The sequence below is a fragment of the Fibrobacter sp. UWB1 genome (genome assembly GCF_002210325.1).
In the GTDB taxonomy this organism is placed as follows: domain Bacteria; phylum Fibrobacterota; class Fibrobacteria; order Fibrobacterales; family Fibrobacteraceae; genus Fibrobacter.
Window position 1 is genome coordinate 325,544 of record NZ_MWQL01000003.1, and the last position, 15,220, is coordinate 340,763.

The window sequence follows — 15,220 nt, forward strand, 5'->3', positions numbered from 1 at the left end:
ATACCGTTCGGCTCACCGATTCCGTTCGGCTAAAAATCTTGCAAACAATGTGTTGCACGCTTGCGCGGGAATGTTTTTTATTTTCGAGGTATGGAGTCTTTACTTTCAACGAAATGGTGTCGCGAGCACGAGGTTGCCCTATTGGGCGACTTGAGCGATTGCAGGCCGGAACAGGCCTACCCTGTTGCGGTTACAAACGACTGCGATGAATTTTTGCTGCAGAAGGTGCGAACGGAACTTGGCGCGCCTGTGCAGGTCTGCATCAAGAGCAAGGCCGAGATTTTCCAGCTGTTGAGCAAGTGTTCCGAAAACTTCGACGATGATTTATTAAAGCCCGAGAATGCGCAAAATGCCTCTTGGGAGTCTGAACCGATTGTGAATCTGGTCGACAGCCTGATTGAGCAGGCGATTGATTTAAAGGCGACCGATATTCACCTGGAGCCTGCGTCACAGGCGTTTCGTGTACGGCTGCGGCAAGATGGATTGCTGAACGATTATAAGAGTTTGCCTTTATGGATTGGGGAACCGGTTTTAGTCCGGCTGAAGATTCTTTCGGAGATTGACATTACAGACAAAAGAATTCCGCACGACGGCTCGTTCACTTTTAGCGGGTTCCGCCATAATGCAAACATTCGCGTGAGCACGCTCCCCGTACAGGGGGGCGAAAAAGCGGTGCTCCGGATTTTACCGACAGCGGGTAGCCCGATTGCGTTTTCACGCCTTGAAAGCGAACCATACTCAAGGCTGGAATCACTGCGTTTGAGTTCAAGGAATCTTGAGTTTTTGCGGAAAGTATTCCATAGCCCGCAGGGATTGTTCCTGGTAACTGGGCCGACTGGGTCCGGGAAGACGACTACGCTCCACGCCGGTTTGCAAGAAATCGTGCATAGGCAAATCAACGTGACAACGATTGAAGACCCAGTAGAGTATCCGCTAGAGGGGGTGTCTCAGGTGCAGGTAAACGAAAAATGCGGATTCACGTTTGCCGTAGCGCTCCGGGCCATTTTGCGCCAAGATCCCGACGTAATCATGGTCGGCGAAATCCGCGACAAGGAGACCGCGCAAATCGCCCTCCGCGCCGCACAAACCGGACACTTGGTCGTATCGACCTTGCATACGAATTCTGCCAAGGCCGGATTCGCCCGTCTCAAGGATTTGGGCATTTCGCGAACGGCCCTGCAGGAATCGTTCCTAGGCATTATGGCGCAACGCCTGGTACGCTGCCGCCCGGCCCAAGCATTCCCCTATTCGGGCCGCCAAGCGGTGGTCGAGATTCTAATGCCCGACGGCAATTACGTTGACGGCACGCTCCGGGAAAACGCAAGGAGACTCGTTGAAAGCGGATATACCGACATAACAGAAATAAAAAGAGTTTTTGGCAATGTGGAATGTGAGATGAGTGATGTGTGATGTAAGATAGTTCATTTCACATTTCACACTTCACATTTCCTCATAGAGGATAACTCTACTAAGGTACTAAAGTACCAAGTATCGTTTATAACATTTTTTACTATATTCTCGGCCATGAAGATTTCCGATCGTGCATTGGGTTACATTTCGCTGGTAGCGTTGTTTGGGCTGTTCGCCCTCATCGCTTATTGCATGTGGGATGCCCATCATGAGGAATCATCCATTATTCAGGTCGATTTCGACGAGCTCGGTTCCCTGCAACCCGAAGATCAGGTGATGATCCGCGGCTACACGGTCGGAACGATTGGCAAGGTCCAGTGGCTCGGCGACCGCGCCCGCGTTGAAATCAAGTTCAACGAACCTATCGTGATTCGCGAAGGCACCCAATTCAACAACATCAACTATGCGATCATGGGCCAGCGCAGGCTCGAAATCATTCCGTCCAAGACAGGCAAGGTGCTCCCCGAAAGCTACATCCACACGGGGCATTTTGAACCGGGTATTGCCGAAGTGTTGCGCTATATCGAAAACGTGAACGAACAGGTCGAAACGATCCGCCATATTGTATACCTAGTGACAAACGGCGACTCGACACACCGTTCTGCAAGCGCCTTAGTGGAATACGTCATTCAAAATATCGAAATGGCGCTGTCGAACACCGAAAGGACTCTCCAGACTTTGCAACCGGCATTGAACAACCTGTTCAAGCAGGCCGATGTCGCTAGCCGCAACTTGCACATGGTTGCAAACCAGGCCGATTCAGCTATCGAAACCGTAACCGGTACCATTAACGAAAAGATTGCTCTTGCCGAAAACGCCATGAAGCAGATTTCGGAAGGCGCCACAAAAACAAACGAGTTGATCAACACCATCGAAGCGGACCCTGTATACAGCAAGATTCTGTATTCTTCCGAAATGGTCGACAAGGTGAACGAATTGGTCAACAAGCTGAACGAAATCGTACGCGCCATCGATACCAAGGGTATCAAGATGCTTGACGAAAACGGCAACCCGATCAAGCCCTTCACCTGGAAGAACTTGAACCTTGTCGGAAAGACGGCCCGCGTGAAGGCGCGCGAACGTGCTGAACAGGCCCAAAAAGAAAAGGCCCAGAGCGAAGCAAAGTAAGCCATGGACTTGAACAACCTTCCCAAGATGGGTCCAAAGAGTCTCGAGGCCCTCAAGTCTGCGGGTATCATTTCGCTTGCCGATTTTCTATTCAACATTCCCCGCACCTACCTGGACCAGACCAAGGTGACCGCCATCGGGAACCTGCACGTGGGCGACCGCGTGGTGGTGATCGGAAAGATTTTGCGCGGAGGGATTATTCGTGGGCGCGGCAGCCGCTATGTGGCAACCTTGGCCGACGGCACCGGTGAACTGACGCTTACGTTTTTTCAGGGCGCGCAGTACCAGAGCAAGCGTCTGAAACCGGGAACCCGCTGGCTTGCCACAGGCGTCGTTGGCGAATACCGCGGATTCCAGATGACGCACCCCGACATGCAGCCCATGGACGAAGACGAAGAGTTCTGCGGCCAGATTCTGCCGGTGTATTCCATGACCGAGGCGATGATCAAGGCCCGCATTACGCAAAGGGCGCTTCGCAACTGGTTCAGCGTGATTTTCCATTTCCCGGCGCTTACGCTTTCGGGAATTTGCCCGAGGGAACTCACCGATTACCTGCATTACAAGCCGGTCATTGACGACTTGCGTATTCTGCACAAGCCCGCCGACTTCGATTCGATTCGCAAGGCGAAGCGGGAGCTCAAGGTTTTGGAACTGCTCCCCTTCTGCTTACGCATGGTGAAGCGGCGCGAGAACCAGAAGGTTCGCGGGCACGAAAGGCAAATTGACTTGGGCCAGGTCATGCTCGCCAAGTCGCGCTTGCCGTTCAATTTGACTGGCGGGCAGGACGCGGCGCTGAACCGCATCATTGACGGCCTGAACGGCAAAAAGCAGTTCCACGCCTTATTGCAAGGCGATGTGGGCTGCGGCAAGACGGTGGTCGCCCTGCTCGCCATGCTGGCCGTGTGCGGCGCTGGCGAGCAATGCGCATTGATGGTGCCGACCGACATTTTGGCCAGGCAACACTTTAAGCAGATGAAACCGTTTTTCGAGGCCGCAGGAATGCGCATTCAACTTTTAGTTGGGGCGACCCCCGCCGCCGAGAAACGCCAGATTCTGGGTGAGTTGCAAATGGGACTTTGCCAGGCGGTGATTGGCACGCATGCGCTGTTCTCGAAGGATGTGACTTTTGCCAAGCTCGGGTTCGTGATTATCGACGAACAGCACCGCTTTGGCGTAAACCAGCGCGAAGCACTGCTTTCGAAGGGCGAATACCCCGACATGCTCGTGATGAGCGCCACCCCGATTCCCCGAAGCCTCGCCATGACCATGTACGGCGACTTGCAGGTGATTTCAATTAAAGAAAAGCCCGCAGGCCGAAAGCCCGTAAAGACGCGCCTTGTAAGCCCCGACAAGCGCGGCGACATGAAGAAATTCATTTGCAGCGAGGCGAAGGGCGGAAACTTGTGCTACTGGATTGTAAGCCGCGTCGGAAGCGACGACGAAGGCAACGCCCGCAGTGTCGAAGATGTGGTCAACGAACTCCGCGCCTTTGATTCCAGCGTCGTGGTAGAAGGCATTCACGGTCAAATGGACGAAGAGCAGCGCGACGGCATTTTAAAGCGGTTCGCCGCCGGAGAGGTCCATATTCTTGTGGCCACAACCGTCATCGAAGTCGGCGTGAATGTGCCCGAAGCAAACATTATGGCTATCGATCAGCCGGACCGTTTCGGGCTTGCGCAACTGCACCAGTTGCGCGGACGCGTTGGCCGTGGCGATCAGCAGGCCTGGTGCTTCTTGATGTTGCCCGATGGCGAAGCTGCCGAAAATTCGCTGGAACGCCTCACCCAATTCAGCCACACCGACGACGGCTTTGAAATCGCAGAACTCGACTTACAGACTCGCGGCGCCGGCAATCTGGAAGGCAACGAACAGAGCGGCAGCTGGGTATTCCGCTGGTTCGACTGGATTGCCGACCAGGAACTCATTGCGCAAACCTTACAGATGGCAGAAAACATTCTAAAAGACAAAGACGCCTTCGATGAAGACGCCCGCGAAAAAATCCAGCTGTGGTATAGCGAAAAGAAATCCGCCAACGAAGACGGCGTGCATTAATTAGACGAGAGAACGGCACTTCGTGCCTACAGACGAAAGACGAAAGGAATTTCGTACTATTCTAGCATCGGGGCGACCGTCAAAATGACAAGCCCGACCAGCACCGCATTCAAGAAGAAAAACGAGCGGCGCACAATCTTATAGAACAGCGGCAACCAGTGGAACACATGGTCGCTCGGCTGCACCAGTTCCTTGAACCCGAGGAATACGCTGATTGCACCCGTGACAATCATCATCATAGCGCCCACAAAGTAACCCTCGTTCCAAACGGCAACCGTAAGGATTGTTCCCATGAGCATGGCGATTACGCCAATGGTTGCCTCAATGCGCAGAATCAATTTACTCAGTTTTTCTTTATTCAAAATATTTCCCGTACGTTATAAAGTAAATATAAGATAAAATACAACGAGCGCTTTCGCGATTGTTGTATTTTTGCAATGGGAAAGGAGGGTTTTAGGGAGGGCGGAGCCTTCCCTAGTCGGAGAAGGCCTCTGCGTTAAGCGATTGCCTGCGAGGGGAAAGAAGGGTTTTAGGGAGGGCAGAGCCTTCCCTAATCGGAGAATGCCTCTGCGTTAAGCGATTGCCTGCGAGGGGAAAGGAGGGTTTTAGGGAGGGCGAAGCCTTCCCTAGTCGGAGAATGCCTCCGCTGTTAGCGGAGGCATTCAAATAAGGGGCAGTTGTAAGCCGGGTTTTGTTCCTTCTTGCGAAGGCGATGACCATCTCTCTGGACGAATCGTTACCGACCGCCTCAAGCAACCTACCCGAATTCCAGCTGGTGCGGGCCGCCCCAGGTTCACTTGCGTGAACGGAATTCTGCTTGGTCTTGCACCGGATGAGGTTTACCGTGCCACTCCTGTCACCAGGAGCGCGGTGAGCTCTTACCTCGCCATTTCACCCTTACCTGCCTTGCGGCCGGCGGTTTACTTTCTGTTGCACTTTCTGTCGTGTTTCCACGCCTGGACGTTATCCAGCATCCTGCCCTGCGGTGCCCGGACTTTCCTCCAGCATTGCTGCCGGCGGCCATCCGCCACCCCACCCCAAATATAGAAAAACGCCCCCCGAAATGAAAGGGCGCTTTAAAAAGTTTGAAATTTGACGTTTTTTAGCGAGAAATACCGAATTGGATGGCACGTTCACCCTTTACGCGCAGCACATACACACCGCGTTCAAGGTCGGCAAAATCCACCGTTTCTCCTGCAGAAACCACGCCGTTTTTCACCATACGGCCACGCAAATCCGTCACGGCGTAAGCGAGATTGCTACCCTTCGACACCGTAAAGCTCATGTTGTTTTCACCCATACGGAGTGCAGACGGCTTAACCAAAGCCACCACAATACGGTCGGCGCTTGCAGGTTTCTGGGTCAAGTCATAAAGGAAGTCAAAGACTTTCTTTTGTACCTTCACGTCATAATCTTCGTAATCATAAAATTCATGGGGTTGGCCATCGACAAAGTAGGTGTCATGTTCCACGTTGTTTGCCGTAAGCACCGAGTCAATCACATAGCTACCGTAAAGGGTCGGAGTCGCCACATGGAATGCAAGCGCGCCAACCGATGCCGCAGTCGCAGGCATCAAGTTTTCAAGAACGGCGGCAATGTTACTCAGCGGGCGTCCTGTCTTCCAGACGACCGTACTGTCGGCTTTACCATGAACCAAGAGAACCGGCTTTTTCACGTCTTCGATAATTTTCGGATCATGCACAGCGCCCCACAAGGCCGCCACGGCATTCGCCTGAGAACCATAGCCCTGCACACCATAAGCATCGAGTCCGCCCAAATCCGGAGCATTCTTTGCTGCCGGCGGAATTTCGGATTCCTTGTCCATGTAAATGTTTTCGAGCGAAAGGATTGCGCCTGCGCTATTGCCAATCAGGTAAATGCGATTCGGGTCAATGCCCAATTCGTCGGCGTTCGACCTAACGTAACGGACTGCGGCACGGATATCCTGGATTCCACGATACACCGTTCTCGAGAAATCGAGGCTATCGATAGTGAGCGCCTTGTCCTTGATGACAGCCGTAATCCCCAGGCGATACTCCACCGCCGCAGTCACAAAACCACGGGCTGCCAGAGAGTCGCAATAAGTCACCGTGTGCTGGTCATAATCGTTCTTGGAGCCTGCCGCAAAGGCACCGCCATGCATCACCAAAACAGCCGGGCGTTTCTTTTCAGTATCGTTTTTCGGCTGATAAATATCCATCTTCAAACTGACTTCCTTAAGGTCAGTCTCGTTATCAAACAGGTAGACAGGCATGCCATCGTTCAAAACGGCATACGTAATAATCGCAGTCAAGATGGAATTGAGTGTCTTGAGGTGTTTTACGTTAGAGGCATAAATGACATCTCTCTTGACCGAGACGTCAAACATGCGGTCTTTGTAACGTTCTGCGGCACCGGCAAAGGCTACCGCGCTGGCTAAGAAAAGGGCAATCTTCTTCATATAATCTCCTTACACGCCAAATATAGCTAAAGGAGATAATTTTGTCTGCAATCGTACAATTAAGGATTCGGTTTATTTTCCGACGCCTTTTTAGCCTCCAGTTCCTTTTGCTTGCGTAAGATTTGTTCGCGGGCAAGTTCAGCCTTTGTCTTCTTTTCTGCGAACAAGTTATCCAAAGCGGATACGGCCTTGCCGTCGGCATCTTTCGCGCGGGAATTAAAAAACAGCGCCAGCAAGAAGAAAACAACCAGGTAGCAAGCTACCGCCGACAAGAGCGCCACGATTTCGGAACCCGAGGCCGCCTCTACCTTGAGGTAGAGGACAATCGACAGCGGGATTGCAAGCATGAACAGGAAAGCCGGGAGTTTTTCTTTCATGACCGCTAAAGTAGAAAATTACTGGGCTCCGCTTTGCTTCTTGACTCTTAAAGCAAGCTCTGCATCGGCGGAATCAGCCGTATACTTGTAGTCGGGCTTGTAGCCGCGAGCATCGGTAATGAAATCTTCGCCGCCGGCGGTATGCCAGTTGGATTCCATGTCGGCAAAGCCCACCGTAGAATCCACCGGAGCACCGTCTTCGTAATACCAGCGGTATAACGTCACAGGCATTTCGTTATTGAAGATGTTCTTTTCTATCAGGCAGGTAGCGGAATCTGAACATACCACGCCCGACAAATCTAAAGAGTAGAAGAAGTTGTTGTAGGCATGAAGTTTGCCTCCATGAGCAAGAATTCCGTCGCGAGAGAGCCCCTCGAAGTAATTGTGATGCATTGTCAGGCTTTGGGCAGTATCCATAATGATATCGCCGGCAAGTCCGAACAGCACTCCCGTCTGAGCATTTTCAAAACGAGACCAAGAAATCGTGACATTATGCGAGCAGCGCTTCACATCGAATTCCACCAGCGGGTATTCCTCGAAGGTGCAATGGTCCACCCACACATGATGCGTACGGTTATGGATCGAAAGGGCGCGGCGAGAGGTCGTATCTTGCGCTGTAATAGACGGCGCCGTAAAGGTCAGATTTTCAAAGATCAAGTTGCTTGAAGCATCGGTAAGCACACCCATGCCCGAAATGCGGATATCGCGACCGCGGCCATCGAATGTCTTGTCGGACTTCAAACGGAGCGGAGCCTGCAGGTTATAAGTGCCATCTTTTTCGAAAAGCACCCATACCGGGCCTTCTTTATAGGCACATTCACGGAGCGACCCCGGTGCAATCACCGCCGTCGTTGACGCCGAATCCGTACTGGTCGTGTCTTCGACAATAATGTAGTCTTCGGTTGTGGTCACAATACAGACTTCGCCCTTCTGCTTGCTGATATTACCCGCAGAATCGGTAACGCCCGCAGCACCGAGCACGCCTACAGCATAGCCGTCGGCCAACTTAATCAAGGCATCGTGTTCGTTCCAGTCGGCATCGGGATATTCACTTGCTGCCGTTTCCTTAGGCTTGACCACATTAATGCTTGAAGTGGAATCAGAGCAGTCTACATACAAGGTATCGCCCGTCGTCGACTGCACCTTGGCCGAATAAACCTCTTGCGGGTCGCCGATTTGCACGTCAAAATCGCCCACCGGGAGCGAGTCAATCACAAAATGCCCCGTACTGTCCGGAATCACGTAGCGGTCAAGGCCCGCAATACGGACCACCGGCATCGAATCACCGAGCATCACGTAGCCTTCGATCGAAGAAAGTTCGCCGAGCTTGACCGTATCGATTCTAGCGGCCGACTTTTTCTCCAAGTCTACGCTGCGGATAGCGCCTGTTGCCACTGTTCCATCGACATGGCGAGCCTCCACCGTGTAAGAACCCGGTTCCATCGGAATCTTGACAAAGCCCGAATCATTCGTTTCGAGCCAAGGCACCACGCGGTTGCCTTCGGGTAAAAAACCTTCCGGGAGCGCACGCACACGGCTATAAGCGGCTGGCTTACCGCTTGCCAACTGAATCTGCAACGCGATCGTCGATTCGGCTTCGGTACCGCCCGCGACATCGCGACGTTCAGAGCAGCCCACAAAGCTACTGCAAAGCATTCCCGCCACCATGGGAGCTAGAACAGCATATAAAGATTTTCTCTTAAGCATTGTCCGCACCCCCTTCGGCATTTTCACCGGCGATATCATCACCGGCAACTTCTAATTCGTCGCCGTTCGTCATTTCCATACCGCGAATACGGCGCTTGCGCCCGCGGCGCTGCGGAGGCGGATACGGGTCCGAAAGCGGAAACAGCTGCATACCGAGTTGGAACACTCGATTAGGTTTTGCACACTGCCCCACCTTTGCAAGAATTTCACGGCGAAAACGGCGCACCATTTCTACCAATTCCTTATAGGTGTCCTCGTCACAGGCAAAAGCAAGCGTCGACAGGTTTCGTTCATTTCTGTCGAAGCGGTCCATGGCGTCTTGCGCCACATTCAAGTTCTGCTGGATGTAAGAGTTGACCGCCGTACTGAAAGATTCAGACCCGCTCGAAATCAGGCCCTGCGTCTGTTCGTAAAAGCCCGTCACCTCGTTCTTCTTGATCATCGAGAGGCGTTCCAAGAGCGCAATCGAAGACTTGACCTGCGAAGCCGTAATCGGCGGGCGCACCATCAGGCCAAGCGCCGCGTCATCGCCCACATACGGGTAAAAAGTTACCAGTTCGCGAATCACCGCATGGTACCAGTGGTCAAAGTATTCGAACTGGTCCTTAGCCACATTTTCGACCTTGCATTCCTTGGTGGCCACCAGCTTTTCCAGGTACTGACGGCTTTCGGAATGGTTCTTAGCCTGGTTGAACGCCACCATGTCGGCAAAGTAGGCCTTTTCGCGGTCATCATTACAAAAGATATCAGCAAACACCGAAACCAGGCGACTGGTCAGGTTACGCTTGCCCTGCAGAATCTTGTTGAACATCGACGCATCGAACCCGGCACGGTCGGCAATATAGCGGTGGCTAAAACGCCAATCGCCCTTATGGCGCTCTTCATAGGCGTCACGCAAAAATTCGCGGTAGTTCAAGTATTCAAAAAGATTCACCATATTAAAAATCCATAAAAAAAACCGAGCGCAAATTGCTCCCGGTTATCAATATAATAAATATTTCGCCTAAAAGTCTACATTTAGGCAAAAATTTATGTCCACACTTTTGAAAGTGTGATAAAAACTACTTGTTCGGTTTCGAAACCACCGGGCGAATGCGCTTACCGCACAGCGTCACGATAATTCCCGCCTGCGCAAACATGTAGTAAGCCGTATCGCGGCTGTTGTTCAGCGTGGACTTCGGGTCGTAATCGTCCTTGGTCACGAACACTTCGGCAACGCCCGAAAGGCTCACATCCAGGGCGCAGCGTTCGCACGGGAACCCGATCACGTAGAGCTTGGAGCCGGGAGGAACCTTGCCGCGGGCATAGTGCAAAGCGTTGATTTCGGCGTGAACCATGAACGGGTACTTGTTCGCCTCGAACTCGTGGTGGCTCAAGAGCTCGCCCGAATCGGCATCCAGCAAATCGTACGCCAGCAGTTGCTTTTCGCGGGTGTACGGCACCGTCTCGTCGTCGAAACCAGCCGGAGCGCCATTGTAGCCTGTGCTGATCACGCGACCGTCGGCACTCACCAGCACCGCCCCCATCTGGGTATTCTGGTCTTTAGAAAGGCGCGCCTGCGCGCACATCATCTGGGTATAGACTTCGTCACGAAGCTTGCTGCGAGATTGAGAATTGTTCATGTGGGATAATATAGTAAGAGTAGACTGTAGGAAGTAGACAGTAGACAGTGGTTTGCAGGCTATTGAAAGTTCGAATACAGAAAAAGCCCGCCGGGCGCATACCCGACGGACTTCTTCAATTTTCATCCCGCTAAGTATAAGCGAGTGAGACAAGGCGTGGATGCGCGTAGCGTACTAAGCGTACGTGAGCGCAGCCACAACGCAGTATCGCGAAGCTTAGACGACGCGGGTCATACCGCTCATTCTCTCTCTGAGCCAAGCACCGACCTCTTCCACCGGATGCTGACGGATGTTCTTGTTCACCTTGATGAGTTCTTCGTTATCCACAGCGGTGGTCTTGCCTTCGCCGTAGATAGCGCCGATGTCGTCCTTCTTCACTTCGTTCTTCATGAAGTCGGCGAGCAGAGGCACGCACTTGTTGGCGAACAGGTAGCAACCGTATTCGGCGGTGTCGCTGATCACGCGGTTCATTTCGTACAACTTCTTACGAGCGATGAGGTTGGCGATAAGCGGAGTCTCGTGGAGAGATTCGTAGTAGGCGCTCATCGGCTTGATGCCCACAGAGCACATGGTTTCGAATGCGAGTTCCACACCGGCCTTGATCATAGCGGTCATGAGAACGCCGCGGTCGAAGTATTCCTGTTCGGTGATCACCTTGTCAGTAGCTTCGACCTTTTCGAATTCGAGTTCGCCCGTTTCGCCACGCCACTTGAGGAGGTCCTTGTCGCCGGCTTCCCAGTCCACCATCATGGTGCTGGAGAACTTGCCAGAGATGATGTTGTCCTGGTGTTCGCAGTAGAGCGGCTTCATGATCTTCTTCATCTTCTCGGCGAGTTCCGTTGCGCGGATCTTGGCCGGGTTGGAGAGACGGTCCATCATGTTGGTGATACCGCCGTGCTTCAGGGCTTCGGAAATGGTTTCCCAGCCGTACTGGAGCAGCTTGACCGCGTAAGCCGGTTCAACGCCGAAATCCTTCACCATCTTGTCGTAGCAGAGGATGGTGCCGGTCTGGAGCATACCGCAAAGGATGGTCTGTTCGCCCATGAGGTCGGACTTCACTTCGGCAACGAAAGAGCTTTCGAGAACGCCCGGACGGTCGGCATGGAGGCCAGCGGCGTAAGCCTTGGCGTAGTCCCAACCCTTACCTTCGGGGTCGTTTTCCGGGTGCACGGCGATAAGGCAGGGCATACCGAAACCGCGAACGTATTCGCTACGGACTTCGGAACCCGGGCCCTTCGGGGCCACCATGATCACCGTGATGTCCTTGCGGATTTCCTGGCCTTCTTCGACGATGTTGAAGCCGTGGCTGTAAGAGAGGGCCGCGCCCTTCTTCATGAGCTTCATGATGGCCGGAATCACGTTGTGGTGCTGCTTGTCCGGTGTGAGGTTGCAAACGAGGTCTGCATCCGGAATCATTTCTTCGTAGGTACCGACCTTGAAGCCGTTTTCAGTAGCGTTCTTCCAGGACTGGCGCTTCTGTTCGATGGCTTCCTTGCGGAGCGTGTAAGAGACGTCGAGGCCGCTATCGCGCAGGTCAAGACCCTGATGGAGACCCTGGGCACCGCAACCGACGAACACGATCTTCTTGCCCTTGAGGGCTTCAACACCACGGCTGAATTCAGAATGTTCCATGAAACGGCAGTGGCCAATTTCTTCGAGTTGGCGACGCATAGGGATAGAATTGAAATAATTCATAGATTGAACCTCTGTTAAATAAATTGTTCCGCGGGCAAATATAGCATTTTAGAACTTAGAACTTAGAGCTTAGAGCTTAGAAAAAACAAAAAAGAACGTCATTGCGAGCGAAGCGAAGCAATCCATAATAGAAAAAAGGGGGACGAATCCCCCTGATTGCAGCCTTGCCCTTGTGTCATCCTGAGCGCAACGAAGTGGAGTCGAAGGATCTAGGGCAAGTCTTCCATACACCCCCTCGCCTAGTGGCTCCGCCCCTAAAACCCCGTAAGACGAGAGCCGCGGCAATTGTGCTCGCACAAATTGGTATGGCCGAGTCGCAGGGTTTTCTGCAAAACCCTGGTTTCAAATAGCCCACGGCTCCAGAAATGTGCTCGTTTCGCTCACATGGCCGTTCCGGAATGTTCGCTCGACGACACATTTTCTTCCGCCTTAGGGCCCTGCTCAACGTCATTGCGACCCCCGAACAGGGGTGAAGCAAAAGTGTGCAAGGCGAATCCGGCAAAAAATATGCTTGCATATTTTTTGGTGAGCCGTAGCTACGGACGGCATAGCCGTCAATCCATTCGTTTTTTTAGTCCTTTACACAGCGGACAGAGCGCCCGTAGTTCTTACCGTTGTAGTACAGGTCCGCGTAGTCGTTGCCGTAGAACAAGTTTACGAGGTACGCGCGGCTACTATTGCCCTCCGTCGAACTCCAGAAGTACGCGCCGTAGCCCACGTCGTAGTAATCCCCACAGTCGTCCCTGTAGCCGGCAGGCAACGCCGAGAAACCGAAAGTGTCCTCATTGGTGATGCTACTAAACGCATTCCAGCCTGATGCCGCTTTGAGCTTCTGCCCCGCAGTTGATTGGCCGCCCACCGCCGTGAACAGGGTGTTCCATTCCGTTTGAGTCGGCAAATGCCAGCCTTCGGGACAAACTCCTCGAACTGGGTAGGTCGTCGAGTATGTCTTGTAAAAGTCGATAAAGCCGCAGCCCTTGCCGTTTGTGCTCCATTCGCCCACGCTGTCCATGGCCGCAGCCCAGGTATAAAGACGTCCGTACTTGGCACAGTTGGTTGGGTCGTTGTCGTAGCACCAACTGGTGGAATCGGAGGTGTAGAAGCCGTTTTCAAAGGGAACGCCGGTGTAGGCATAGTTCAGGTTCTCGGTCATCCACCACTGTGCGCCGATTTTTACAGTCTTGTATGTTTGACCATCACGGTCATCAAGCAAAGTCCCGTATTCGCAATTATCTTCAGTTTCAGTCTTGCAACGCGTCGCCAAAGTTACTGAACTCGACGAAGACTCCATCATATCCGCAGAATCGCTACTTGCCCCGGACAATTTCTCCGAACTACTTGGCTCCGCATCTTGTTCGGATGAACTAGACCCATTCGACTCCGCTGACGCTCCGCTCAGGGTGACACCTGACGAATTACCCGATCCATTAGTTTTCGAAGATGAACTCCCCTGCCCTTCGGCGCTACTCAAGGCCGCAAGTTCTTCATCGTTCGGATTTGTGAAATTACCGCCTTCCCCGCTACATGCCGACAAGAAAACACCCAATACAAGAGAGATTGCCACCACCACGCACAGCTCGTAGCAGGCTCCCTTCGCGTTTGCAATAACATTACGCATAAAAACTCCTTCGCCCCAAAGGCTTAATTTTCCCGGCGGACAATATAACTTATTTCATCCCCAATAATAAGCTGCTGCAAAATTCAGGGCAACAATCAATCTTTTACACAACGGATAGAATGACCGAAATCCTTTGGTTCTCCGATTATCCATCCTTCTCTACGGGGGTACCACAAGTTCATGAGATTCGCTTCATGAGAATGGCTAGGGATTTCAACAGAAGTCCAAAAGTGTGCGTGAGTTACGACACGATCAAAGTAACAACTGTCAAGCGAGCAGTACCCTTCGCCAGCAGGCAGAGCATTAAATCCAAAGGAATCCAATCCTTTATCATCATACCAATCGCCATTTGAATACCAACCACTCTGGGACCTGAGAACATCCCCCGACGATTCTCCACCCACAGCCTCCATCAGAACATCCCATTCTCGATAATGCGGCAAGTGCCAGCCGCTCGGACAAATACCCGGCACTGTATCAGGAAGAACACATTTCCGCCTATCAGAATTATAACACAACCATTCACTGCTGCAAAAACAGGGTCTTTCAGAATCTGTAGCTATTTTCACCGAATCTATAGCTGCAGTCCAGATGTAAAGGCGACCATACTTGGAACAACTATCAGGTTCATTATTGTAGCACCAATTACGCTTCAACAAACTAGGAGTCTTCACACTGTCAGCGTAATTCAGGTTCTCCGCCATCCACCATTGATCACCAATTTTTACAGTCTTGTAAGTTTGACCATCGCGGTCGTCAAGCAAAGTCCCATATTCGCAGTTATCTTCAGTTTCAGTCTTGCAAGGAGTTGCCAAAATTACGGAACTCGACGAATACTCGTCATCGTCCTCAGAACAGCTACTTGTCTCGGACAACTTCTCCGAACTACTTGACGCCACATTTTGTTCGGATGAACTAGACCGGCTAGACCCATTCGAATTCGCATTGCCGCTGCTAGAGATTGCGTCGTCATTACACTCCTCGCAGCGTGAATCGCTAGAAACGGTCAATTTTTTTGTTGAAGATGAACTTACTTGCCCTTCGGCGCTGCTTAGGGTCGCAGGTTCACTGTTTTCTGCCGATGCCGACGACGAATCATCACACGCTGCCAGGAAAGCCAACAACACAGAAAAGAACAAATAAGAAGAGATCCTTCGACTACACTTCGTTC

Annotated in this window: 12 protein-coding genes and 1 other RNA gene; 3 read left to right on the plus strand and 10 right to left on the minus strand. The window is 52.3% G+C overall.

Annotated features, from left to right (window positions below; all coding sequences use genetic code 11):
• Positions 1-90: 90 nt before the first annotated feature.
• The 3 genes from B7988_RS04535 (at position 91) to B7988_RS04545 (ending at position 4,590) form a co-directional block, all read left to right on the plus strand.
• Entirely contained in the window at positions 91-1,410 is a 1,320-nt protein-coding gene (locus tag B7988_RS04535; protein ID WP_088656972.1) for a GspE/PulE family protein, read from the plus strand.
• Between the two features lie 114 nt (positions 1,411-1,524).
• A complete protein-coding gene (locus tag B7988_RS04540) occupies positions 1,525-2,538 on the plus strand; it encodes an MlaD family protein (RefSeq protein ID WP_088656973.1) in 1,014 nt (337 codons plus the stop codon).
• Between the two features lie 3 nt (positions 2,539-2,541).
• Positions 2,542-4,590, plus strand: a complete 2,049-nt coding sequence (locus tag B7988_RS04545; protein WP_073320412.1) for an ATP-dependent DNA helicase RecG — start codon at positions 2,542-2,544, stop codon at positions 4,588-4,590.
• 56 nt (positions 4,591-4,646) lie between these two features.
• Here the strand turns inward: B7988_RS04545 and B7988_RS04550 are convergent, their stop codons facing one another.
• The 10 genes from B7988_RS04550 to B7988_RS04595 all read right to left on the minus strand — a co-directional run.
• The gene (locus B7988_RS04550) at positions 4,647-4,952 is read right to left on the minus strand and encodes a hypothetical protein (protein WP_088656974.1); all 306 of its coding nucleotides are present in this window, start codon (positions 4,950-4,952) and stop codon (positions 4,647-4,649) included.
• A 302-nt stretch (positions 4,953-5,254) separates the two neighbouring features.
• Positions 5,255-5,626, minus strand: an RNA gene (gene rnpB, locus B7988_RS04555) — RNase P RNA component class A.
• Positions 5,627-5,692: 66 nt separating this feature from the next.
• On the minus strand, positions 5,693-7,030 hold the full coding sequence (locus B7988_RS04560; protein WP_088656975.1) for a carboxylesterase family protein: 1,338 nt from the start codon (positions 7,028-7,030) through the stop codon (positions 5,693-5,695).
• Between the two features lie 59 nt (positions 7,031-7,089).
• Positions 7,090-7,407 (minus strand): hypothetical protein, encoded by a 318-nt coding sequence (locus tag B7988_RS04565; protein WP_073320404.1) that lies wholly within the window; start codon positions 7,405-7,407, stop codon positions 7,090-7,092.
• 18 nt (positions 7,408-7,425) lie between these two features.
• Entirely contained in the window at positions 7,426-9,114 is a 1,689-nt protein-coding gene (locus tag B7988_RS04570) for a right-handed parallel beta-helix repeat-containing protein (protein ID WP_170930531.1), read from the minus strand.
• Positions 9,107-10,051: a TIGR02147 family protein gene (locus B7988_RS04575; protein ID WP_083564451.1), complete on the minus strand. Its 945-nt coding sequence runs from the start codon at positions 10,049-10,051 to the stop codon at positions 9,107-9,109. The genes B7988_RS04570 and B7988_RS04575 overlap by 8 nt, the downstream gene beginning before the upstream one ends.
• Positions 10,052-10,175: 124 nt before the next feature.
• A complete protein-coding gene (locus tag B7988_RS04580) occupies positions 10,176-10,736 on the minus strand; it encodes a deaminase (protein ID WP_073055775.1) in 561 nt (186 codons plus the stop codon).
• 216 nt (positions 10,737-10,952) lie between these two features.
• Positions 10,953-12,431 carry a ketol-acid reductoisomerase gene (ilvC, locus tag B7988_RS04585; RefSeq protein WP_073055777.1) on the minus strand — a complete coding sequence of 493 codons (1,479 nt, stop codon included), beginning with the start codon at positions 12,429-12,431 and terminating at the stop codon, positions 10,953-10,955.
• 571 nt (positions 12,432-13,002) lie between these two features.
• Entirely contained in the window at positions 13,003-14,049 is a 1,047-nt protein-coding gene (locus B7988_RS04590; RefSeq protein ID WP_141225557.1) for a fibrobacter succinogenes major paralogous domain-containing protein, read from the minus strand.
• A 95-nt stretch (positions 14,050-14,144) separates the two neighbouring features.
• The coding region (locus tag B7988_RS04595) for a fibrobacter succinogenes major paralogous domain-containing protein (protein WP_170930532.1) at positions 14,145-15,220 on the minus strand (1,076 nt) is incomplete at its 5' end.